15 protein-coding genes are annotated in these 20,611 nt (G+C 79.2%); 8 read left to right on the plus strand and 7 right to left on the minus strand.

Translation table 11 applies throughout. The features are described 5' to 3' along the window. The first annotated feature begins 116 nt into the window (after positions 1-116). Together ACI79V_RS11470 and ACI79V_RS11475 are read left to right on the plus strand one after the other, a co-directional pair. Positions 117-2,795 (plus strand): GNAT family N-acetyltransferase, encoded by a 2,679-nt coding sequence (locus tag ACI79V_RS11470; protein WP_456889306.1) that lies wholly within the window; start codon positions 117-119, stop codon positions 2,793-2,795. Then, positions 2,792-4,114, plus strand: a complete 1,323-nt coding sequence (locus ACI79V_RS11475; protein ID WP_456889308.1) for a wax ester/triacylglycerol synthase domain-containing protein — start codon at positions 2,792-2,794, stop codon at positions 4,112-4,114. Before ACI79V_RS11470 ends, ACI79V_RS11475 begins: the two co-directional genes overlap by 4 nt. Here ACI79V_RS11475 and ACI79V_RS11480 read toward each other — a convergent pair. From ACI79V_RS11480 to ACI79V_RS11505, 6 genes are all read right to left on the minus strand, one after another. Continuing rightward, positions 4,080-6,938: an alkaline phosphatase D family protein gene (locus ACI79V_RS11480; RefSeq protein WP_456889310.1), complete on the minus strand. Its 2,859-nt coding sequence runs from the start codon at positions 6,936-6,938 to the stop codon at positions 4,080-4,082. The genes ACI79V_RS11475 and ACI79V_RS11480 overlap by 35 nt on opposite strands. Beyond that, positions 6,935-9,319, minus strand: coding sequence for a PEP/pyruvate-binding domain-containing protein (locus ACI79V_RS11485; RefSeq protein WP_456889312.1), 2,385 nt, complete (start codon positions 9,317-9,319; stop codon positions 6,935-6,937). The genes ACI79V_RS11480 and ACI79V_RS11485 overlap by 4 nt, the downstream gene beginning before the upstream one ends. Continuing rightward, positions 9,316-9,615: a hypothetical protein gene (locus tag ACI79V_RS11490; protein ID WP_456889314.1), complete on the minus strand. Its 300-nt coding sequence runs from the start codon at positions 9,613-9,615 to the stop codon at positions 9,316-9,318. The genes ACI79V_RS11485 and ACI79V_RS11490 overlap by 4 nt, the downstream gene beginning before the upstream one ends. Positions 9,616-9,735: 120 nt before the next feature. Then, on the minus strand, positions 9,736-10,659 hold the full coding sequence (locus tag ACI79V_RS11495) for a universal stress protein (protein ID WP_456889316.1): 924 nt from the start codon (positions 10,657-10,659) through the stop codon (positions 9,736-9,738). 2 nt (positions 10,660-10,661) lie between these two features. Next, on the minus strand, positions 10,662-11,684 hold the full coding sequence (locus tag ACI79V_RS11500; protein WP_456889318.1) for an Acg family FMN-binding oxidoreductase: 1,023 nt from the start codon (positions 11,682-11,684) through the stop codon (positions 10,662-10,664). A gap of 40 nt (positions 11,685-11,724) precedes the next feature. Further along, a complete protein-coding gene (locus tag ACI79V_RS11505) occupies positions 11,725-12,102 on the minus strand; it encodes a hypothetical protein (RefSeq protein WP_456889320.1) in 378 nt (125 codons plus the stop codon). A 339-nt stretch (positions 12,103-12,441) separates the two neighbouring features. Between ACI79V_RS11505 and ACI79V_RS11510 the strand changes: the two genes are divergently transcribed. Continuing rightward, positions 12,442-13,614 (plus strand): hypothetical protein, encoded by a 1,173-nt coding sequence (locus ACI79V_RS11510; RefSeq protein WP_456889322.1) that lies wholly within the window; start codon positions 12,442-12,444, stop codon positions 13,612-13,614. A 17-nt stretch (positions 13,615-13,631) separates the two neighbouring features. Then, positions 13,632-16,670: an FtsW/RodA/SpoVE family cell cycle protein gene (locus ACI79V_RS11515; protein ID WP_456889324.1), complete on the plus strand. Its 3,039-nt coding sequence runs from the start codon at positions 13,632-13,634 to the stop codon at positions 16,668-16,670. Between the two features lie 3 nt (positions 16,671-16,673). On the opposite strand, the gene ACI79V_RS11520 is transcribed toward ACI79V_RS11515, so the two are convergent. Then, complete coding sequence (locus ACI79V_RS11520; protein WP_456889327.1) at positions 16,674-17,663, minus strand: rod shape-determining protein; 990 nt, start codon at positions 17,661-17,663, stop codon at positions 16,674-16,676. A gap of 269 nt (positions 17,664-17,932) precedes the next feature. On the opposite strand from ACI79V_RS11520, the gene ACI79V_RS11525 reads away from it, so the two are divergent. From ACI79V_RS11525 to ACI79V_RS11540, 4 genes are all read left to right on the plus strand, one after another. Further along, positions 17,933-18,328, plus strand: a complete 396-nt coding sequence (locus ACI79V_RS11525) for a hypothetical protein (protein WP_456889330.1) — start codon at positions 17,933-17,935, stop codon at positions 18,326-18,328. Between the two features lie 8 nt (positions 18,329-18,336). Then, positions 18,337-18,738, plus strand: a complete 402-nt coding sequence (locus ACI79V_RS11530; RefSeq protein WP_456889331.1) for a nitroreductase/quinone reductase family protein — start codon at positions 18,337-18,339, stop codon at positions 18,736-18,738. 85 nt (positions 18,739-18,823) lie between these two features. Continuing rightward, positions 18,824-19,489: a hypothetical protein gene (locus tag ACI79V_RS11535; RefSeq protein ID WP_456889333.1), complete on the plus strand. Its 666-nt coding sequence runs from the start codon at positions 18,824-18,826 to the stop codon at positions 19,487-19,489. Positions 19,490-19,555: 66 nt separating this feature from the next. After that, complete coding sequence (locus ACI79V_RS11540; protein ID WP_456889336.1) at positions 19,556-20,596, plus strand: Acg family FMN-binding oxidoreductase; 1,041 nt, start codon at positions 19,556-19,558, stop codon at positions 20,594-20,596. Positions 20,597-20,611: the final 15 nt, after the last annotated feature.

Below are 20,611 nucleotides of genomic sequence, written 5' to 3' on the forward strand. Positions count from 1 at the left end.
GGCCGGTGGTGACCTCTCGCGTGCCCGCCGGGGCCCTACGGCCCTGCCCCGGCGGAACCGGACTCCACCAGCCTCGACCCCGTGCCGTACCACCCGACCGCCGGCCGTCCCCGGCGGTGACCGCCACCGTCCCGGCCCGGGCCCCGGGGCAGGCCGGCACCCCCGTCGGGCTCCGGCCGGCCAGGGCGCTGCTGCGGGACGGCACCCCGGTCGTGCTGGGCCCGTTGACCCCCGCCGACGGTCCGGAGCTGCTCGCCCTGCACGAGGGTCTGGCCGAGCGGGACCGGTGGCTGCGCTTCGCCACCCTGCACCCGGCCGACCTGCCGGGGTACGTGCGGCGCAGCCTCGATCCGGCCGGCGGGAACCTGACGCTGGGTGCACGGGTGCGCGGGCGACTGGCCGGCGTGGTCCAGCTGTTCCCCCTCGGCGACGGCGCCGCGGAGATCGCCGTCGTCGTGGACGGTCACGAGCGCCTGGCCGGGGTGGCGACCGCCCTGCTGGAGCAGGTGGCGGCCGAGGCGACCCGGCTCGGGATCGGCCGGCTGGTCGCCCAGGTGCTCGCCGAGAACGGACCGATGCTCCGGGTGCTCGCCGACCTCGGCCTGGCGGTACGCCGGCGCGCCCAGGGCACCGACGTCCTCGTCGAGGTGACGCTGGACGCCGGTGCCCGCTACCTGGAGGCGGCCGAGGAGCGGCACCGGCAGGCGGCCGCCGCCGGCCTGCAGGCGGTCCTCCGGCCGCGCGCGATCGCGGTGGTCGGTGCCGGTCGCGGCGCCGGGTCGGTCGGGCGGGCGGTCCTGCGGGAGCTGCGGGCGGCCGGGTTCCCGGGACCGGTGACGGTGGTCAACCCCGCGTGCGGCGAACTGGAGGGGTTCCCGTGCGTGCCCTCGGTCGCCGAGCTGCCGGGGCCGGTCGACCTGGCCGTGGTCTGCGTCCCCGCCGGGGCGGTGCCGGCGGTCGCTGCGGCGTGCGGGGTGCACGGGGTGCGTGCCCTGCTCGTGCTCAGCGGCGGGCTCAGCGCGGTCCCCGGCCTGGCGGGCGAGGTCCTCGACACCGCCGACCGGTACGGCATGCGCGTCGTCGGTCCCAACAGCGTCGGCGTCGTCGCCCCGGGCGACCCGTCCCGGCTGGCCGCCTGCTTCGGCGGGTCGGTCCCGCCCGCCGGCGACGTCGGGCTGGTCGCCCAGTCCGGCGGCGTGGTGATCGCCGGCGGTCAGGTGCTGGGCCGGCTGGGCCTGGGCGTCTCGGCCGCCGTGTCGATCGGCGACGCCTGGGACGTCGGTGCCCGCGACGTCCTGGCCTGGTGCGACGAGGACCCGGGCACGGCGGCGGTCGTGCTGTACGCCGAGTCCGAGCCCGACCTGCGCGGCCTGGTGCGGACCGCGGCGCACCTGGCCCGCCGGGTGCCGGTGCTCGGGCTCCGGACCGCCACGTCGCCGGCCGGAGCCCGCGCGGCGGCCTCGCACACCGCGCGCTCGGCCACCCCCGCCCGGGTGCGGGAGGCCGCGTGGGCCGCGGCCGGGGTGCAGGTCGTGCCGGACCTGACCACGCTGGCGGCGGCCACGGCGCACCTGCGCGGGCGTCCGCCGCTGCGCCCGGGCACCGTCGCGGTGCTGACCAACCTCGGCGGCGCCGGAGTGCTGACCGCGGACGCGTGCGTCGCGGCCGGACTGCCGGTCGACCCGCTGCCGCCCGCGCTGCAGCAGCGGCTGCGGGAGGCGCTGCCGCCCCTGGCCGTCCCGGCCAACCCGGTCGACACCGGCGCCACCGTGTCACCCGGGCAGTTCGGCGCCGCGCTGGGCTGCCTGCTCGACGACCCCGCCGTCGCGGCGGTCGTCACCGTCACCGCACCGACCGGGGTCGGGGACCCCGGCCCGGGCGTGGCCGCGGCGGTCGCGGCGGCCGGCGACGACGCGGTCGCGGTGGTCGACGTACGGCCCGGGCGGCCGACCTCGCTGGAGCGGCTCGACCCGGCGGGAACTGGAGGGGGCCCGGCGCTGGTGTCGGTGAACGAGCCGGCCGTGGCGGCCGCGGTGCTGGCGGCCGCCGCCGGGCGGGCGGCCTGGCTGGCCGCGCCGCCGGTCGGGTCCGTGCCCGAGGGGGCCGACGTGCGGGCGGCCCGGGCGGTCGCCGCCGCGGTCCTGGACCGCAGCCCGGCAGGGGACTGGCTGGACCCGGACGCCGTCGCCGCGCTCCTCGCCGCGGCCGGCGTGCCCCTCGTCCCCACGCGCGCGGCCGGGACCCCGGGGGCGGCGGCCGCCGCGGCCCGCGAGCTGGCGTGCCCGGTGGCGGTGAAGGGCCGGGTCCGCGGGGTGGTGCACAAGGCCGACGCCGGGCTCGTGCGCCTGCCGGTGGACGACCCCGACGAGGTGCGGCGCGTCGTCGGCGGCTGGGCGGCGGCCGCGGGTGCGGACTGGCTCGGCGCCGTGGTGCAGCCGTTCGTCCCGCCCGGCGACGAGCTGCTGGTCGGCGCGGTCCGCGACGCGGCCGCCGGTCCGGTGGTCGTCGTCGGCCCGGGTGGGCGGGCCGCCGATGCGCTGGGGGGCCGCGTGCACCGGCTGGCGCCGCTGGACGCCCGGGGTGCCGAGCAGGCGGTCGACGCGACCGGCCTGTTCGCCACGGCGCACGGCCGCACGCTCGACCGTGCCGCCGTCGCCGACCGGCTGCACCGGGTGGCCTGGCTGGCCGACGCCGTCCCGGAGCTGGCCGAACTGGACGTCAACCCGCTGGTGGTGGGTCCTCGCGGGGCGCAGGCGCTCGACGTGCGGGTGCGCGTCGCCCCGGACGGGTCGTGACCGGCGCCGTCCTCCGCGCCAGCGCGGAGGACCTGGGGATGCGCGCCCTCGGCCGCGGCGGCGTGCCGATGCAGTTCGGCGCGGTGCTCGTCCTCGCCCCGGGAGCCGAGGACGAGGAACTCGCCCGCGTCGTCGCCGACCGGCTCGGCGGGGTGCGGCGGCTGCGGCAGCGGCTGGTCCGGGTGCCTCCGGGCGCCGGCCGCCCGGTCTGGGTGGACGAGCCGGCCCCGGACGCGGCGGCGCACGTCCGCGCCGCCGCGTGCCCGGCGCCCGGGGACCAGCAGGCCCTCCTCGACCTCGCCACGGACCTGGTGGCCGGCCCCCTGCCGGAGGACCGGCCCGGCTGGGCCGCCGTCGTCGTCCCGGACCTGCCCGGGGGGCGCAGCGCGGTGGTCGTCGTGCTGTCGCACGTGCTCGCCGACGGGATCGGCGGGCTGGCCCTGCTGGCCTCCCTCGCCGACGGCGGGCCGCCGCCCGACCGCACACCGCCCGGGCCGCGGCCGCCCTACCGGTCCCTCGTGGCCGACGCCTGGCGCCGGCGCGGCCGGGCGCTGGCCCGGGGGCGGGAGGTGGTCCGGCTGGCGCGGGATGCGGGTCGGTCGGCCGGCGGCCTGCACCCGGCCCGGGCCGCGCCGTGCAGCCTGCTGGCGCCCACCGGGCACCGGCGGCGGACGGCGGCGGTGCAGGTGCCGCTCGAGCCGCTGCGGGCGGCGGCCCACCGGGCCGGGGGCACGGTGAACGACGCGCTCCTGGTCGCGGTCGCCGGGGCGCTGGGCGGGCTGCTGGAGAGCCGCGGCGAGTGGGTGGACCCCGTGGCGGTCACCGTCGTCGTCACCGGGCGGCGGGCGGCGGGGGTCACCGAGCTGGGCAACGCCACCACCCCGCTGGTGGTCGCCGTGCCGGTCGCGGGGGACCCCCAGGAGCGGCTGCGCCGGTTCGCCGGCACGGTCCGCCGGGCCCGCGACGCCGCCACCGGCCCGCCGCTGACCGCGCTGATGGGGTCGGCGTTCGCGCTGCTCGTGGCGAGCGGCGCCTACCGCTGGTGGCTCCGCCGCCAGCACCGCTTCCACACCCTGGTCAGCAACGTGCCGGGGCCGCCGACGCCGCTGACCCTCGCCGGGCGGCGGGTCGAGCAGGTGCTGCCGGTGGCCTCCGGCGAGGCCGGGGACGTCACCGTCTCCTTCGACGCGCTGTCCTACGCCGGCACCCTGACCGTCACCGCCGTCGTCGACCCCGACCGGGTGCCCGACCTGCCGGTCCTGACCGCGGCGCTGCGGGCCCAGCTCACCGCCCTGGTCGGTCCCCCGTCGGCAAGGTGACGCTGAGGGACACCAGCACGGCCCCGTGCCAGTCCCGGCCGGCGAGCTCGACGTCGACGGTGTCCCCGCCGTCGTCGGTGACGGTCAGGGTGCCGAACTGCCCGGGGCCGGGGAACGCGCCCTCGCTGTAGGGGCCGCCCTTCACGGTGCCGGGGGAGTCCAGCGCCGCGGCGTGCAGCAGCGGGAAGCCGGCACCGCCGGCGGTGCTGTGGTCGGTGTTCGTGCCGTCGTCGATCGCGACCATGTGCGCGTCGCCGCTGACCATGACCAGGTCGTCGACGCCGGCGGCGGCGAGGGTGTCGGCGATCCGCCGGCGCTCGCCGGCGTAGCCGCCCCAGTCGTCGCGGCCGGGCTCGTCCGGGGCCACCCACGGCTCCGGGTTCACCCACACCACCGCGGCGTGCGACCGGCTGGCGCTCACCAGCTCCTCCTCCAGCCAGGCCAGCTGCCGCGCGCCGAGCATCGAGTCGTCGGTCCGCGCCGAGCGGGTGTCGGTCACCACCACCCGGACCCGGCCGACGGTGAAGGCGTGGTGGATCGCGCCGCCGCCGCCCTCGACGAGGTCGTGGTGCGGGACGAGGGCCCGGTAGGCGGCACGGGCGGCGTCGCGGGTGGGGGAGGCGGAGTCGGCGTTCTCCGAGCCGTAGTCGTGGTCGCTCCAGACGTAGTCCACCGGCACCGAGCGGTACAGCGCCGCCTGCGCGGGGGAGGTCAGCACCCGGCTGTAGCGGTCGGCGAACGCCGCGGCGTCGCCGGTCCGGACGTCGGAGTAGTGCAGGTCGCCCATGTGCACGAACAGCAGCGGGTCGACCGCCCGGATGGCGTCGAACACCGCGCCGCTGGAGCCGGTGCGGGCGCAGGAGGCCAGCGCGAGCGTGAACGACGCCGGGCCCTCCGGCATGGTCGTGAACCGCCCGGTGCCGCGGGTGCCGTCGGGGTCGCCGTCCACCTCGACGGCCCACCGGTACGCGGTGTCCGGGGCCAGGCCGTCGACGGCCAGCCGCACGACCCCGTCGGCCGATGGGGGGACCGCGGCGGAGCGGACCGGGGGCCCGCCGTCGACGGGCTCGGCCACCAGCCGGGCCTCCCGGGCGTCCGCCCGGTCGAGCAGCGCCACGACCCGGGCGCTGCTGGTGGTGACCCCGCCGGACCAGGCCCAGACGACGGACTCGACCGGCAGCGCGAGCTCCGCCGACCGCGGGTGCAGGGGTCCGAAGATCCGGTCGTGCACCTCGGCGGCGGCGCCGGTGGTGCCGGCGAGCAGCAGGGCGGTGACCATCGCCAGCGTGACCACCGAGCGCATCGTGCGGCGGTGCTGCCAGGCCAGCCAGAAGCCGACCGCCGGCACCAGGAAGGCCACCCCGATCAGCACGCTCACCCACGGCTGGTAGGTGGTGGCGGCGAAGACGGCCAGCCCGGTGCCGGCGACGGCGGCCAGCGCCGCGCCGACCGCCTGCCACCGCAGCGCGACCAGCAGCGCCACCGCGGCCAGGCCGAGGAGCCCCAGCTGCAGCCACCGGCTGAGGGAGGGCCCGATCGCCGTGCCCTCGGGGCTGGTCGGCAGGCCCTCGACCAGCGCCAGCGTGGTGAACAGCGTGAGCATCGCGGTCAGCCAGCCGCGCGCGAACCGGCGGACGGCGGTCTCCTCGTCCGGCCGCAGCCGCAGCAGGCCCGGCCCGGCGGCGACGTCGGACGGTGCCTCCCACGGGCAGCCGGCGCACCCGCGGTGCCACCGGGTCCGCTCCAGCGTCCACCAGGCCGCCAGGACGACCGCGGCGCCCACCAGCACCCCCGCGGCGGCGTCCGAGGGCCATGCCGAGCGGCTGCGGACCACGTCGACGACGACGAACCCGAGCGCTGCGGCGGTGACGACGAGGGTCGCCAGGGCCGGGCCGCGGCGGCGGGTGCGGGCGTACACGGCCAGCGGCAGGAACCCGGCGAGCAGGGTCGCCTGCACCACCGGCGCGCTGGGCAGCGACCCGGTCAGCCCGGCCAGCGGGCCGTCCGGCGGGTAGGCCCGCTCCAGCCGGTCGGCCACGACGGCCTGCGCGACCAGGACGGCGGCCGTGACACCGAGCAGGCCGAGCGCGAACGCCGCGCAGCGCCGGCCGACGAGAGCGACCAGCACGGCCAGGGCGACCGCGACGGGCACGCTGCCCAGCAGGTCCCACGGCAGCAGCGGGTCGCTGCGGCGGGCGACCTCGTCGTCGATCTCGGCGAGCAGCTGCGGCGCGCCGGCCGTGGTGAAGACGAGCTGCACGGCGGCGGCCGCGGTCAGCACCGCCGTCCAGCCCAGCAGCAGCACCCCGCGGCGCGAGCCGTCCCCGGGCCGCTGCCCCAGGGGCGTGCCGGCCAGCAGCGGGCGCAGCCGGACCGGCGGTTCGGGCCAGGTGACGAGCGCGACGGCGGCGCAGGTGGCCACGGCGCCCAGCCCGGCGACGAGGAGCAGCAGCAGCGCGTAGAGCCAGGCCGTCCCGGCGAACATGCCCACGTCCGGGGCGTAGTTCTTGGTCGCGCCGCGGGCGCCGTAGACGGTCAGGCCGCCGGCGGTGAGGGCGAGCAGCAGGTAGTGCACCCGCGGCCGCAGCCCGGCGGCGAGCGCGGTGTCCGGCGGCGCGCCGGTCCGCACGAAGGCGGCGACGGCGCGGGCGTGCAGCTCGGTCTCGCGGTCGCGGCCGCGCCGGCGGCGCCCGTGCAGGGCGTCGCGGAGCAGGACGACGCCGGAGACGAGCAGGCCGGCGCCCATGATCGCCGGGACGAAGATCTGCGCGCGGTCGACGTCGGCGTCATCCCACCAGTCCTCGCGGACCCGCCGGGGGTTCACGACGGCTCCCCGTCCGGGTGCAGCACCACGGTGCCGGTGTCGCCGTCGACGGTGACGGTGCGCCCGTCGAGCACCGCGGTGGCGCCGGGCAGGTTGAGCACGGCCGGCAGGCCGAGCTCGCGGGCGACGATCGCCGCGTGCGACAGCGGCCCGCCGCGCTCGACGACGATCGCCCCGGCCCGCAGGAAGACCGGGGACCACCCGGCGTCCGTGGCCGCGGCCACGAGCACCTCGCCCTCGGCCAGCAGCTCCGGGCGCGGCTCGGCGAGCACGCGGGCCCGGCCGGTGTGCCGCCCCGGGCTCGCCGCCCAGCCGGACAGGTGGTCGCCCTGCGGAGCCGCGGCCGGGGCGGGCGCGGGCACGCCGGTCCAGCGCAGCGGCGGGGGCGGGTCGGTGGCGCGCTGGTCGAGCCACCGGCGGCGGCGGGCCAGCTCGGCCGGTGGCGGGGGAGCGCCGGTCAGGGCCGGGCGCAGCTCAGCGTCGCGCAGCAGGTCGACGTCGGCCGGCCGGGCCAGCACCCCGGTCGCGGTCAGCCGGCGGCCGATCTCCAGGTGCACCCGGCGGACCTCGCCGCCGAGGGCGAGGACGGCGGCCTTGACGTCCTCGCGCCGGGCCAGGCCCGCCGTCGCGTCGGCGATCTCCCGGCGCAGCACGTGCATGCGGACGTCGACGACCTGGCCGGTGAGCACGCGCACCCGCCGCCACCGTGAACGGCCGCGCAGGTCCTCCTCGAGCGCGGCGCGGGCGGCGTCCCGCTCGTCCCGGCGCGACGGCGGGGCGGGGACCGCCGCCTGCCCGGTCTCGGCCCAGGTGGGCCCGGCGAACACCGACCGCGACGCCGCCGGTGACCGGTCCCGGCGGGTCCCTGCTCCGGTGGTGACGCGCTGGGCCGCGGCGGCCGCCGGCTGCTCGCCCAGGTGCCCGGCGAGCCGGGCCTGCAGCTCCGAGTACGCGGCGACGGCGGCGGAGGCGACGGCGAGCTCGACGGTCATCGCCCGGGCGCCGAGGTCGACCAGGCGGCGGCGGTAGGCCAGCAGGCCGCCGTCGTCGAGGTCCCCGACCGCGGGCGGGTCGGCGAGCACCGCGTCGACCGCGCCCACGACGACGCCCGCCTCGACCGCCGCGCGGCGGCGCGCGGTGCCGGCGCGCAGCTGCAGCCGGGCGGTGCGCCACCACGGGGCCCGCCGTCCCTCCCGGCCCCCCGGGGCGGAGGCACCGGAGACCGGCGCGCCGAGGTACTGCCGCTCCAGCTCGGCCTCGGAGCCGCCGGGCACCGCCCGCGCCGCGGCCCGCATGAGGTCCAGGTCGAGCGCGGCCCGGCCGCGGACCCGGCGCACCAGCTCGTGCGGGCCGGTCCGGTCGGCCGGCAGCCCCCAGAGCCGGCCGAGGACCTCCCGCAGCGCCTCCTCGACGAGGAAGGAGGCGACGTCCCACACCAGCGGCGGCAGCAGGCCCGGCAGGGTCTCCCCGATGCCCTCGGTGGTGAGCTCCGCGTCGTCGGGCTCGGTGTCGCAGCCGTCGTCGGCCCGCGCGGGCCCGGTGGTGATCGGACGGGCCTGCACCACCCAGGTGCGGGTGCCGTCCCACGCCCACTCGACGTCCTGGGAGCGGCCCTCGGCCTCCTCCACCCGCAGCGCCAGCGCGGCCGCCTCCCGGACCGCCGCGGGGAGGCCGGGGTCGGGGTCGCCGGTGCGCGGCAGCAGGAAGACCTCCGGGGTCCGCTCGCCGGAGACCAGGGACTCGCCCAGCCCCTGCACCGCCTCCACCCGCACCCGGTCGGGAGCGCCGCCGGGGTCGACGGTGAACACGACCCCCGCCGACCGGGCGGGCACCATCCGCATGAGCACCGCGGGCATCGCGACGTCGTCGTCGGGGATGCCCCACGCGCGGCGGTAGGCCACGGGAGCCGGGTGCCACAGCGAGGCCCAGGTCAGCCGGACCGCGTCGAGGACCGCCTCCGGGTCGACGTCGAGCGAGGAGCGGTACTGGCCGGCGAACGACGCGGCGGCCATGTCCTCGACGGTCGCCGACGAGCGCACCGCCAGGGGGCGGCCGGCCGCGACCTCGCGGGCCGCCGCGACGACGGCGCCGGCGAGGTCCGCCGGCACCGGTACCGCGGCGAAGGCGGCGTCGACCTCGTCGGCCGGTACCGGTGTCCCGCTGCGGAGCCGGTCGAGGAGCGGTGCCAGGTCGGGGGAGGCGGCCACGGTGCGGTAGGCGTCGGCGGTCACCACCGCGGTCGGCGGGACGGGGGTGCCGCGCTGCACGAGGCGGTCCAGCGACGCGCCCTTGCCGCCCAACTGGGCCGGTGGCGCGGGCGAGCCCGCGGTGAGCCGGAGGACGGCGGTGGTGGCCGGTGCCCGGCCCGTCGCGGTGGTCACGGGCGCCCGACCGGCGTCCCGGTCAGCTCCGCCCGGTAGGCGGCGACACAGCGGTCGGCGAGCCGCTCCACGGGCTCACCGGTGGACGCCGACTGCCGGTGCAGCCAGGCCGCGAGGTCCGGCCGCAGCGCCACCGCCGAGCGTCCTCGGGTCCGCGCCCCGAGGGCGGCGAGCTGGACGAGCAGCACGGCGCCGAGGAGCAGCACGAGGTCGGTGTCGGCGCCGCGCAGCGCGTCGACGAGGGCGACGGCGACGCCCAGCAGCGCCACCAGCTGGAGGACGACGGTCCAGGGCACGACGGGCCTCCGGCGGATCGGGAACAGGTGGCTCGACGCTAGGGAGCGGCGGGCGGACCGGCCCCGGTCGACCGGCCCGCGCGACCAGGGACCTTCGGCGCTCCCGGACCGGACGGCCGGTCAGCCGGGCGTCCCGGCGCTCACCGCCGGGACGGGCAGCGGCACGACGAGCACCGGGCAGCCGGCGTGGTGCACGAGCGCGGAGGTGACCGAGCGCAGCGGCCGGCCGAGCACCCCGTGCCGCCGGTGGCCGACCACGAGGAGCTCGGCGGTGAGTCCGGCGGCCAGGAGGGTGTCGGCCGCGCGCCCGTGGCGGACGACCGGGCGGACCGGGACGCCCGGCCAGCGGTCGCGGACCGGTTGCGCGCCGGTCAGCAGGTCCTCGAGCAGGAGCTCGCCCCGGCGCTGCGCCGCGGCGTCGTCGGCCGGGTGGTCCCCGGCCGGTCGGGGCAGCAGGGACCCGCGTGACCAGCTGTGCACCGCGAGCACCCCGGTGCCGCGGAGAGCCGCCGCGCGCAGCGCCTCGGCGAGCACCGCCTCGGACCCCGGCCCGCCGTCGAGGCCGGCGACCACGCCGCTGCGGCCGCCGCCGGACCAGCGGCTGCGCAGCGGCACGACGGCGACCGGGCACGGCGCCGCGCGCAGCACGGCCGCCGCGGCCGACCCCAGCAGCAGGTCGCGGGCACCGCCCGAGCCGGAGGAGCCGAGGTACAGCACCTGGGCGCCGGCGCCGGCGGCGGCCAGCACCTCGACCGGGTCACCGTCGACGAGCCGGGGTTCGACCGGCAGCCCGGGGTGGGCGCGGCGCAGGTCCGCCGTCACCGCGTCCAGCGCCAGGCCCCCGGCGGTACGGAGCACCTCGACGGCGTCGAGGACCCGGGCGGGTGCCGGCCGCCGGCCCGGGACCCAGGGGACGACGAGCAGCAGCCGGAGCGGGACCCCGCGGCCGGCGGCCTCGCGCGCCGCCAGGGAGGCGGCGGCGAGCGCGTCGCGGGACCCGTCGACGCCGGCGACGACGGGACGGGGATCGACCTCGCCGGGCACCGTCAGGCCCAGGGCGCGTCGAGCCGGTCGATGGTGTCGTCGACCGGACGGCGGCCGGTCGGGGGCACGGGCTCGGCGCTGACCGGCGCCCAGCCGAGCCGGACCAGCAGCTGCGGCATCCCGGCCGGTCCGGGTGTGGCCGGCGCGCAGAGCTCGGCCAGCCGGGCCCGCGTGCCCGGCACCTCGAGGGGCTGGCTCACCGGGTCGGTGGCCAGGCCGATCGCGGTGGCGGTCAGCAGCACCGCGCTGAGCGCCTCGCCGGCGCGCAGCTGGTCGGCCGGCCCGTCGCCGGGGGTGGTGAGCACGGCCAGGACCGTGCCGTCGGCCTCGCCGGTGCCCAGCCGGCTCTCCTCGAGGCTCCCGTCGGCGAAGCGCCGGACCGGTACGGCCGCCTGCGGCCCGGCGGCCCCGGCGGAGGCGGGGACGTTGGCGGCCGGGACGCCCTCGACGGCGCCGCGGGTCCGCCCGGTCCAGGCCGCGACCTCCTGGGCCAGGCCCGGGGTGAGCGCCTGCTCCAGCGCCGCCGTCTCGACCAGCCGGACCACCCGCCACTGCCTGCCGGAGTCCAGCGCGGTCAGCCGGGCACCCTCCGCCGCGGCGGCCGCGGCCAGGTCGGCGAGCAGCTCCGGCGGGACCGGCCAGGTCGAGAAGACCCGCCGGTCACTGCGGCGGGTCTCGATCGCCCGGGCGAGCACCAGCTCGTCCGGCCGCGGCTCGGCGGCGGAGACCTCGACCGCGGCGAGGTGCGCCGGGTGCGCCCGGTCGGGCAGCCGGTGGACGGTCGCCGCCAGGCCGGCCGCGCGCAGCGCGACGCGGAGGTGGTGCAGCGCGGCACCGCAGCTGACGAGCAGGTCACGGCCCTCCGGGTCGGTGGCCGGCAGGTGCCGGGACGGGTCGGCGAACAGGCGCACCGACGTCCGGCCGACGCGCCAGCGCCAGGGCTGGGAGTTGTGCACCGACGGTGCACGGTTGGCCAGCGCGATGGCGGCGCGGGCCGTGGTGCGGTCGAGCGGCTGGGGGCTCACGGCTCCTCCTGGGACGGGGACGGCGGGACCGGGGTCGGGGTCATCGCCGGGCGAGTGGCCGGGCGGTGTGCTCGGTGGTGCGGGTGGCCGCGATCTCGCCGAGGACCCAGGTGACGACGACGGCGGCGATGAAGACGGCCAGCAGGGCCTCGCTGGTCCCCGACCACACGGTGGCGATCCCGAGCGCCAGGGCGACGACGCCGGTGGCGAGGGCGGCGCGGTGCACCGGGCCGGCGGGGGCGAACGCGGCGCGGCCGGTGACGGCGACCGCCGCCAGTCCCAGGACCAGGCCGACGGTGCCCATGCCCCGGGGGTCCTGCAGGAACGGCATCTCGCCGCGGATCAGGTAGCCGACGTAGGGGACGACGATCGCGGCGACGAGGACGGTGGCGATCGTGTTGCGGGTCGTGGACGTCATGACGGGCCTCCCGTGGCGCGGACCCGCGCTGGTGCGGGCTCCCTGCCGTCGAGCCTCGGCCCCGCGCTCCGCGTCGGCGGAGGGTCGGAGAGCACCACCGGGGCGGGTCCTGGGTCCCGCGTCCACCGGGAGCGCCCGTCCTCCGTCGCGACACGCCGGGCCCTGCGGCGCGACACGCCGGGTCCTGCGGCGCGACACACCGGGCCCTCGACCGCGACGCGCCGGTCTCGGAGGGGAATTCACGCAGCGACCCGGTGACAGCCGGGGCCACCGTGCTCCAACCTGGGCCGATCCGGACCCGGGGACATCTGAGCGCGCGGATGGGGCGGGTGAGTGGCCGTGGCGGACCTGACGATCGAACGGGCGGCCGGGCGCCGCGACGACGACCCCGCCCCCCACCTCCCGGCTCCGCGGACGCCGTCCGCTCTGCCGTGGCCACCCTCCGGCGGGGTCGCGCTCGCCCGCCTGCTCGCCCTGGCCCGGCTCACCACCCCCCAGGCCCTCGAGCTGGCGGCGGCCGTGCTGGAGGAGGCGGCGCAGCTGCCGGTGCCCGCGGGCGGAACCGCCGCAGGGAGCCGCGGCGGGCTCGACCGGGCCGTGGTCGGGGCCGACGGGCGCGTGGTCCTCCACCCCGCCACGACGCCGACCGCACCCGCGGTCGCGGCGGTCCTCGTCGACGTCGCGGCCGCCGCCCGGTCCCGCGCCGGCTCGGACGACCCGGCCGCGGACCCGCTCCTGGCCGCGCTCGACGCCGCGGTGGCCGACCTCCCCGACGCCGGCGTCCCCGCCGTGACGGGGCGGCTGACCGAGACCGTCGCCGCCGTCGACCGCGACGCCGCCCGCGCCGAGCTCGGTGCGCTCACGCGGGCCATCGGCGCGGGCGGGCCGACGGGGGCGGCGCCGTCGAGGGGCGGGACCGGGCCGGCCGGCGCGCCCGACACCCGAGCCCGCCCGGTCAGGCGGGAGGGGTCCCGGACCGCGCGGCGGATCGGCGCGTGGCTGCTGTCGGCGGTGGTCCTGGCCGCGGTCGTCACGGTGGAGGTCGTCGTGCTGCGCGACGACATCGCCGCCGACGTCGAGGTGCTCCTGGACGCCGGCCGCAGCGGTGAGGAGCCGACCGCCGCGGAACCCGAACCCGACGGCGTCGAGATCCCACCGCCCGCCCCGGCGGCGGCCGGCAGCGTGGCCGGGGTCGACCTGCGCCGCCTCGCCGGGTGCGAGCCGGGCGCGCCCTGCACCGTGCGGGTGCAGGTGCGGCTCGTCCCGGGAGCCGCTGACCAGCAGGTGACCTGGTCCTACCTGCTCGCCGACCGCTGCACCGGCGCCACCTCCACCGCACCGGGCGGGACGGTCACCGTCCCGGCCGGGGGGACGCGGGCCGAGGCCGTCGGCGTCGTCGCCCTGCCGGCCCTGCCGGCGGTCGCGGTGCTGGCCGTCACCGACCTGCCCGCGGCAGCCGCCTCCGCGCCGCTGCCCGTGGGCTCCTGCCCACCCGAGCTCCGGACCCGCTGACCCGACGGGAGCGCCGCATGCCGTACTGGGTGCCCGCCGAGGGGCCGGCCGAGGAGGTCCGGAGCCGGCGGTGGAGCCGGCGCCAGCGCCGGGTGCTCTGGGCCGGCGCCGGGGATCCCGGCACGGAGCCCGACGGGCTGCCCGCCGAGGAGGGCGGCAGGCGGCGGCGGACCCGCGAGGAGCGCCGGGACCGCCGCAGCGCCCTGTTCGACCTGCTCGCCGTCGTCGCCGCGCTCGCCCTGGTCGGGCTGGGGCTGGTCAACCTCTACCTCATCGGCGACACCGAGCTGGCGCTGCGGCAGGGCGCGATCGCCGCCGGGGGCGTGCTGGCCCTCGCCGTGTTCTGGCGGGTGCGCGTCCGCTACCTCGGCGTGCTGGGGTGGGCCGCCTACGTCGCGGCCGTCGTCTTCCTGGTCGGCGTCCTCACCGTCGGGGTGACGGTCAAGGGCGCGACCCGGTGGTTCGTCCTCGGCTCGGTCACCTTCCAGCCCTCCGAGCTGGCCAAGCTGGGGCTGCTGCTGGTCCTCGCCGCCGTCCTCGGCTCCGCCCGGCCGGCCTGGCGGCGGTTCTCCCTCGCCCTGCTGCTCGCGGCCGTGCCCATCGGGCTGACCCTGCTGCAGCCCGACCTCAGCACGACCGCCCTGCTCACCGTGCTCACCGCGTCGATGCTCGTCCTCGGCCGGGTGCCCGCGCGCTTCCTGCTGCCGCTCGGCGCCGCGGCCGTCATCGCGGCGCCGCTGATGATCAGCCTGCTGCAGCCCTACCAGCTGCAGCGCCTGGGCACCTTCCTGGTCGGCGCGCACGAGTCGCCGACCGGGTCGGGGTGGGCGCTGCGCCAGGCGCACATCGCGGTGGCCTCCGGCGGGCTCACCGGCCGGGCCGACGACCCGCTGCGCGAGCTGCGCGCCGAGTACCTGCCCGAGGGCCACACCGACCTCGCGCCGGCCAGCCTGGTCGGGCAGTGGGGGCTGGTCGCCGGCGCCGGGGTCGTGCTCGCCGTCGTCGTCCTCGTGTGGCGGCTCGCGCTGGCCAGCCGCCGGTCCCGCACGCCGCACGCCGCGCTCGTCGGCGGCGGGCTGGCCATCCTCATGGGCGTCGAGACCGTCGTCTCGGTGGGGGCCAACCTCGGGCTGCTGCCCCTGGCCGGCGTGCCGTTCCCGCTGCTCAGCTACGGGGGCACGGCGCTGGTCGTGCACCTCGCCGCGATCGGCGTCGTCCTCGGCGTGCGCCGGGACAGCGTGCGCCGGCGGCTGTGGGCCGAGCCGGTCCGGCGCAACCCGCGCCCGCGCCTGGTCCGGCTGGCCGCGGCTGCCGTCTCGCTCCTGCTCGTCGCCTTCGGGCTCTACGGCTGGCGGCTGCAGGTCACGCGGGGCGAGGAGCTCTCGCTCGCCGCCGAGGAGCAGATGACCCGCTGCATCCGGCTGCCCGCGCCCCGCGGCGCCATCACCGACCGGCACGACGTGCCGCTGGCCGTGGACGCCGCGGCCGCCGGCACCGGCGTGGACCGGGTGCTCGCGGTGCCCGCGCTGCTGCGCGACGACCCGGCGGCGGTCGAGCAGCTCGCCGGGCTGACCGGCCGCCCGCCCGCCGACCTGCGGGCGGAGCTCGACGCGGCCGACCCGACCACGCTGTCCCTGCCGGTGGCCGAGGTGCCGCGCGCCGTCGGCGACGCGGTCGTCGCCGCCGGCCTCCCCGGCGTGCTCGTCGTCCCGCAGCCCCGCCGCTGGTACCCCGAGGGGGCGCTGCTGGGCCCGGTCCTCGGCTTCGTCGGCGTGGCCACGCCCGAGGCCGAGGAGCGCTGGCCCGGCCTGCCCAACGGCGAGTTCGTCGGCCGGGCGGGACTGGAGCTGCAGTACGACGCGGTGCTGCGCGGCACCAACGGGCGCCAGTGCCTCTACGTCCACCCGACGGGCGTGCCGGTGGCGCTCGGCGAGCGGGTGGAGCCCGTGCCGGGGGCGGATCTGCGGCTCTCCCTCGACCTGGGCCTGCAGCGGCAGCTCGACAGCGGCCTGGCCGCCGCGCTGCGCGGCCAGCGCCCGGGGCGCATCGGCGCCGCCGTCGCGATGGACCCCCGCTCGGGGCAGGTCCTCGCCATCGCCAGCACGCCGTCGTTCGACAACAACCTCTACGGCCCGCCCGCCGACGCCGCCGCGCTCGAGGCGCTGGCGTCCGCGCCGGGGTCCCCGACGCTCGAGCACGTCACGCAGGCGGTCCTGCCGCCCGGGTCGACGTTCAAGATCGTCGTCGCCGCGGCCAACCAGGCCCGGCCGGTCTACGCCCCCGACCAGGTGATCCCGACCGGGGCGAGCTTCAGCTACGGCGGGCACGAGTTCGGGAACTGGCGGCCGATGGGACCGATGGACCTGTCCGAGTCGATCGCCATCTCCAACGACGTCTACTTCTACAAGCTCGCGGTCGGGCTCGGTCCCGAGGCGATGATCGACACCGCCCGGGCGCTCGGCGTGGGCCAGCGCACCGGCATCGACCTGCCCGGCGAGTCGGCCGGGTACCTGGGCACCCCGGAGTCCGTGGAGGCCGCGGGCGGCACCTGGTACGGCGGGTCCACGGTGATCCTGGGCATCGGCCAGGGCGAGATCACGGTGACGCCGCTGCAGAACGCCCGGTGGACCGCCGCCGTCGCCACCGGGAACCTGGTCACCCCGCGCCTGGGCATGGCCGTCGGTACGCAGGGGTCCTTCACGGCCGTGCCCGCGCCGGCGCCCACGCCGGTGCCGTTCGCCGCCGAGCTGGGACCGGTCCGCGAGGGGATGCGGGAGGCCGTCACCAGCGGCACCGCGATCCGGCTCTCCAGCTTGCCCGGGCTCGTCGGCGCCAAGACCGGCACCGCGCAGGACGGCGGCCTGCCCGCGGACGAGTACGACAACTGGATCACCACCGCCGCCCCCATGGACGCCCCGGAGATCGTCGTGACGGCGGTGGTGCAGGGGCCGGGGACGGGGGCGAACAACACCAAGGACCTGGTGTCCGCGGCGCTGCGCCACTACCTCGACAACCGGGACGCCGTCCTCGCCACCGGCCCGGTGCAGGTCCCCTGACCGTCAGCGGCGGCCGTAGGCGGTCAGCAGCGCCCGGTTGCGCAGCGCCCGCGCGGCGCCGTCGGCCACGCAGGTCAGCGGCTCCTCGGCCTGCTTGACCGGCAGGCCGAGCGCCCGCTCGAGCTCCTGCGCCAAGCCGGGGACCAGCGAGGAGCCGCCGAAGACGAGCACGCCCTCGCCCATCACGTCGGCGATCGCCTGCGGCGGGAGGTCGTCCAGGCAGGGGGTCAGGGTCCGGAGGACGTCGTCGACCACCGGGCGCAGGGCCTCGGCGACCTCGGCCGCCGGGATCGTGGCCAGCCGCGGCCGGCCGGAGACGCCGTCGCGGCCCTGCACGACGAGCGGCTCGTCCCCGGCCGAGCTGAGCCGGGTCTTGAGCGCCTCCGCCTCGAGGTCGCCGACGAGGAGCTGGTGCTGCTCGCGCAGGAACCGGACGACGGCCAGCGTCATGTCCTCGCCGCCGGTCTTGCTGGTCCGGGAGGCGAGCACGCCGCCGTAGCAGAAGGCGACCGCCTCGGACCGGCCGCCGCCGACGTCGACGACCATGTGCACCCGCCGTTCCAGCGGGTCGATGCCGCAGCCGACGGCGCCCGCGACCGCCTCGTCGATCGCGGTCACCGGCCGGATGCCCGCCTCCTCGGCGGCCTCGAGCAGCGCGCGGTGCTCCAGGGCGCTGGAGCCGACGGGCACGGTGACAACGGCCCGGACGGGCAGCCGCCACAGCCGCTGTCCCGCCGCGTGCAGGACCGCGCGCAGGTAGGTGCGGGCGGTCTCGAGGTCGGTGACCACGCCGTCGTCGAGGGGGCGCACCGCGGCGTAGCGGGACGGTGCGCGGCCGAGCAGGTCGGCGGCCTCGCGGCCGACGGCGAGCACGCGTTCCCGGCGGCCGCTGCCCCGGCGCACCAGCATCACGGTCGGCTCGTCGTAGAGGATGCCGCGGCGCACGTCGCTGACCACGGTGGTGGCGGTGCCGAGATCGATGCCGAGTTCCACGCGGTACCTCCTGACCGCCGGGGTGCCCCGCCAGTCTGGTGGCGCGGTCCGTGCCCGGTCCAGATCCCCGGGCGCGTCGCCGCGCGTCCCCGCCCGTGTCGTCCGGAGGTCCCGGCCGGGGGCGACCTCCGACCCTGCCCGGAGCGGCGCAGCGGTCCCGAGCATGGGGGCATGACGGAGGAGCACCCGTGACCGGGACCGCCGCGACCGACCGGGGAGGACCCGCCTTCGGACCACCCGTGGAGCGGGACGGGGCCACGGTGATCGCCGTGACGGGGTCGACGAGCCACACCGCGAGCGCCGGGGACGGCCATGGCGGGCGCCGCCCGGCCGCCGAGATGACCGGGATCCGGCCGTTGGGCGCCTTCGAGGTCCGGGACGGCCGGGTGCGCTGGCACCCCGTCGTCGACGTCACCCGGGTCGTCACCACCGCCGAGGTCGTCCTCGGCGCCGTCGCGGTCGCGTCCCGCCTCGCGGGCCGGCCGTCCCCGGCGGTCGCTCGGGTGACCATGGGCCCCGGCGGCTGGGTGAGCATGAAGGGCGGGGCCGTGGCGGTGCGCCCGGCCCGGCGTCTGTGGCGCCGGTCCCGGCCCCCGGCGCACGTCCGGCGGCCGTGGTGGGCCCGGCTGCTCGCCGCCAGCGCCCTCGAGCGGCTGGTCGGCTGAGGACGCCGGTGGTCCGGGTCCGCAACCGCCTGGTGAACCCGGTCGTGCGCGCGCTCTCCCGCGGCCCGGCCCACCGGTTGCTCGGCCGGCACCTGGTCGTGCTCGGCTACACCGGGCGGCGGACCGGCCGGCGGTACGAGCTGCCGGTGATGACCGCGCCCGACGGCGCGGACCTCGTCGTCCTCGTCGGCGGCGCGGCCGGCAAGACGTGGTGGCGGAACCTGGCGGAGGGCCCCGTCGACATCACCGTGCGGCGGGACGGGCAGGACGAGCCCCGCCGCGCCCGGCTGCTGCTCCCCGGCAGTCCCGGCAGGTACGACGCGGTCGCCGCCTACCGGTCGGCCTTCCCGCGGGTGACCGTCGCGCCGGCCGACCCGCTGGTGGTGCTCGAGACGGGCCGGTCCGGCTGAGCCGGCGCGGCCGGGGGACGTGCGGCACGGGCGCCGGGACCTCCGGCCCTACGGACCCGGTGGCCCGGGCACGGACGCTCCCGGGGTGAGCACCCCGATCCCCGTGGCGCCCGCGGGGTCCCGGATGTCCGGTCGCCGGCGCTTCCGGCGCCGGTGGCTGGTGGTCGTCACCGCGGGGGAGGCCGCCGGGTTCCTCGTCCCGGTGCTGGCGGTCCTCTCCGGGGCGGCGGACACCTCCGGCGCCGCGGGCCTGGCGGTGCTGCTCGCCGCCGGCGCGGCCGAGGGCGCGCTGCTGGGTGCCGCCCAGGCGTCCGTGCTGGCGCGGGAGCTCCCCGGGCTGTCCCGGCGGGACTGGGTCCTGCGCACCGCAGCGGCCGCGGTGCTCGCGTGGGTGGTCGGGACCGGACCGAGCGGCTGGGCCGCCTCCGTCCTCGACCGGCCGGCCTGGGTGCAGGCCCCGCTCGCGGTGCTGGCCGCCGCCGTGCTGCTCGGCTCGATCGGCGTCGCCCAGTGGACGGTGCTGCGCCGGCACGTGCCGCACGCCGGGCGCTGGATCGGCTGGACCGCGGCCGCCTGGCTGGCCGGCCTGGCCGTCTTCGCGGGGATCACGACGCCGCTGTGGCAACCGGGACAGGCGCCCGTGCTGGTCGCGGCCATCGGCGTCGTCGGCGGCCTGGCGATGGCGCTGACGATGGCCGCCGTGACCGGCCACGGCGCCGTCCGGCTGCTGGCCGGCGCCGGCCGAGGGTGACGAGGTGGCCGGTGGTCCGGGGCGCTCTCGCGGTGCCGGGCGCCACCGGGTAGGGAGAGGGGAGCGATGCCGAGCCGGAACGCCGACGACCAGGTGGAGGAGCACGGAGTGGACCAGCAGCAGTGGACAGCGGTCGTGGAGGCGGCGACCCGCGCGCCGTCGATCCACAACACGCAGCCGTGGTCGTTCCGCGCGGACGGCGACCGGCTGGCGGTGCGCACCGATCCGGACCGGGCGCTGCGCGCCCTCGACCCCAGCGGCCGGCAGCGGATCGTCAGCTGCGGCGTGGCGGTCGAGTTCGCCGCCATAGCGCTGGCCGCGGCCGGCCGCACCGCCGACGTCGAGACGCTGCCCGACCCCGCCGACCCGGACCTGCTGGCCGTCGTCGCGGTGACCGGCGAGCACGAGCCGACGGAGCACGACCGGGCGCTGGGGAGCGCGATCGCCGCGCGGCACACCGAGCGGGCTCCGTTCCTGCCCCGGGCGGTGCCCGCGGAGCTCGTCGACCGGCTGCAGGCGACCGCGGGCGGGTTCCGGGTCTGGTCGAAGGCGATCACCGAGTCGGAGGAGGAGGTCGCCACCGTCTTCCTCATCTCCCGGGCGGAGGAGATCGAGCAGGGCGAGCCGGAGTACCTCGAGGAGCTGCGGCGGTGGATGCGCACCGACCCGGCGGCCGTCGACGGCATCCCGGTCGGGGCGGTCCCGGCGGACGACCCGTCGACGCGGGCGTCGAACTGGCTCATCCGCGACTTCGTCGTCGGGTCGCGGCCGGGTGGCCCGGTGTCGCACGACCGGGACCCGGACGCGCCGCCGCCGGAGGTGGAGCGCCCGACCGTCATCCTCATGGGCACCGACGGCGACGACCGCGGGGCGTGGCTGACCGCCGGCCGCGCGCTCGGCCGGGTGCTGCTGGAGGCGACCGCGGAGGGGCTGGCCGCCTCGCCGCTCACCCAGGCCCTGGACTGGCCGGCCACGCGGACGCAGCTGCGCTCCCGCCTGTCGCTCACGGGGTACCCGCAGATGCTGCTGCGGCTGGGCTACCCGGGGAGCGACCGGACGCCGTCCACCAACCGCCGCCCGGTCGCCGACGTCCTGACCTTCGGCTGACCGCCCCCCGACAGC

Source organism: Geodermatophilus sp. SYSU D00700 (assembly GCF_054050255.1).